The organism is Halorubrum sp. AJ67 (genome assembly GCF_000513435.1).
This window is the reverse complement of record NZ_CBVY010000003.1, coordinates 232,399-235,043: the sequence shown is the minus strand read 5'-3', so window position 1 is coordinate 235,043 and position 2,645 is coordinate 232,399. Positions and strand designations below refer to the sequence as shown.

At 68.0% G+C, this 2,645-nt stretch carries 3 pseudogenes; all 3 read right to left on the bottom strand.

Going from position 1 to position 2,645, the window contains the following annotated elements:
• A pseudogene (locus BN903_RS17190) lies at positions 1-243 on the bottom strand (hypothetical protein); the annotation flags it as partial.
• A pseudogene (locus BN903_RS04665) lies at positions 233-2,268 on the bottom strand (type II secretion system F family protein). The pseudogenes BN903_RS04665 and BN903_RS17190, both read right to left, overlap by 11 nt.
• 27 nt (positions 2,269-2,295) lie before the next feature.
• A pseudogene (locus BN903_RS04660) lies at positions 2,296-2,645 on the bottom strand (secretion system protein E); the annotation flags it as partial.

Genomic DNA, 2,645 nt, shown 5'->3' with positions numbered 1-2,645 from the left:
GGCGAGCGACGACTCCGCGAGCCGCGCCGCGCCCCGCTCGGCGACGATGACGGTCGCGCCCTCGCCGACGGCGTACGGCTCCAACAGCGACGGGACGAACGCGAAGGTGAACCCGACCGCGACGAGGAACACCGACATCCCGACGACGAAATCGAGGACGGTCTGCGCGCGGTCGGTAGAGTCGAGCGTCCACCTCCCTGACTGCGTTCCTGACCGCGGCCGCGTCCCGCGCTCACCCGACATAGATCCACACCCCCAATGCGAGCGTCACCAGGACTACGGCGAACTTGACGCCGGAGACCAGCTCCGCGTCGCGGATGTAGCCGCTGATAAACCCGGAGAGGATTGCCTGGATAGTCACCGCGTGGAAGAACAGCATCGAGAGGACCTCGGGGTCGATGCTGCCGCCGCCGCCGAACCCCGCGCCGCCCGCGCTGTCCCCGCCCCCACTCTGTGAGACCAGGTCGCCCATCACGTCGATGAACTGCGTCTGGAGGATGGCCATCACGCCGAGCAGCGTGATGTACGTCATCACGATGATCGCCACCTGCATCCGGGTCCGGGACTTGCGCTCGCGCTCGATGTCGTCCTGGTTCTCCGAGGCCTGCGCGGCCGTCGTCAACACGTCCGTTATCTGCGAGGAGGCCTCCTGCGCCTCCGTGATGAGCTTCACCGTCCGGGCGAGCCGCGGCACCGCGTAGGCGTTGTTGAACTCGACCAAGGCGTCCCGCAGGCTCATCCCGTAGTTCACCTTCGCGTGGACCACCTCGAACTCCTCGGCGAGCTTCCCGGTCGACGTCTCAGAGACCGTGCGCACGGATTCGAGCAGCGTCTGCCCGGTGTCGTTCGCGGAGGAGAGCTTTCGGAGCGTCTCGGAGAGCTTCCCCGTCACCGCCCGCCGCGAGCGCTGGTGCCACTCGTAGAAGACCCCGAGCGGTATCAACACGACGTAGAGCGGCACGTACACCCAGACGAACGCCGACCACACCGGGCGGTCGATCCACCCGTCGAGCTCGTCGGGCCGAGCCGGCCGCGGCAGCGACGCCGACCAAGGCGAGCGCCGCGGGGACGGTCAACGCGAGGGTGTACAGGGGGTTCTCGCGCAGGAAGACGTGCGGGGCGGAGAGGATCTCCATCGTCTTGTGGGTCCCCTCGCGGTCGCGGATGCGGTCGAAGACGCCGAATGTCCCGGTGAACGCCTCCACCAGCCCGAAATGGAACAGTCCCTCCTGGCTCGTCTGTCGGAGCCGCTCGCTGCCGCCGTCCGGCTGGAGGAAGCCGTCGCCCGGCTCGTCCTGTTTCACCGTCGAGACCAACACGAGGAAGCCGACGCCGACGAGCGGGATCAGGACGTAGACGGTCGCGTACAGCAGGCGGTCGTCGGCCTCGCCCATCATCCCCATGATGACGAGGATGATGATGAGAAGGAGGGGGAACAAGGAGAGGGTCATGTACATCTCGCCGAACAGCTCCAGCGTCTCCAAGGTCATCTCGCGCTCCTGTTTCGACGTGCGGAGGTGTTTCTCCTTTTTGTCCTTCAGGAAGCCCTCCATGTCGCCGCCGGAGTTGACGATAGAGAGCATGTCCGCGAGGAACTGCGAGAGCTCGTCGGAGGGCGTCTCCAGCGACTGCTGGCGGATCGCGTTGCGGTAGTCGGTGCCGAAGTACTCCGTCTCGTTGACGATGCTCTGGAACTCGCGGGACACCTCGCCGTAGGTGTCCTCGGCGGCCGCCATGGCGCGCAGGATTTCGAGTTGGTTGAGTCCGCCGACGGAGAGGGTGTACATGAACGAGACGGAGTCGGCCAGCAGGAGGTTGATCTCCCGCTTCCGCGACGAGGCCCGGGAGTACGGGACCGCGAGGAGCCCGCCGAACCCGAGCGCGAAACCGATCGACTCCGAAGATGAGCCCGCTGAGAAGCACCGCGGTCGGCACGACGAGCGAGCGGAGCAGCGTCCGTATCTCCGGCGTCGGCGCGGGAGCGCCGAGCGAGAGCGTCTCGGGGTCGATCAGCCCGAGCGAGAACACGCCGTAGCCGACGAGCGTGCCGAGCGCCCAGAGCGCCCCGCCGACCAGCAGGCCGACGCCGAGCGCCAACGAGACGTACATCTCGACCTGATCCGACATCCGCGCCTCGACGAGCTTGCGCTCGACGTCGCCCACGAAGTCGCCGTCGGGGTCGAAGAGGAGCTCGAAGACCGGGTAGAACAGCTCCGCGAGCGCGTTCGCGTCGAGGCTTCCGTCGCCCGCGTCCACGTCGATGCTCACGGCTCGGCCCTCACGAGAGACATCGTGTCACCCGTCCTCCGCGGGCTCTACCTCGCCGAACCCCCAGTCGTCGATGCCCTCGTCCGAGTCAGCGGCGGCCGAGTCGGCGTCAGTAGGGTCAGCTTCCGACGGTCCGCCCGTCTCGTTCGGTGCCCCCGAATCGTCCGACTCGTCGGCGGCGGGTCCGTCCCGGTCGTCGAGGGCGTCGTCCGCGGCGGAATCGGTAGCGTCGAACCCCTCGCTCACGTCGGGCCCCGTGCCCGACTCCGAGCGTTCCGCGGGCGACGAGAGCACGTCGACCCCCTCGTCGAACGGTTCCTCGAAGTCGATGTCGCCCGGATCGCCGGAGCCGTCGCCGGCCGCGGTCGCGCCCGCCT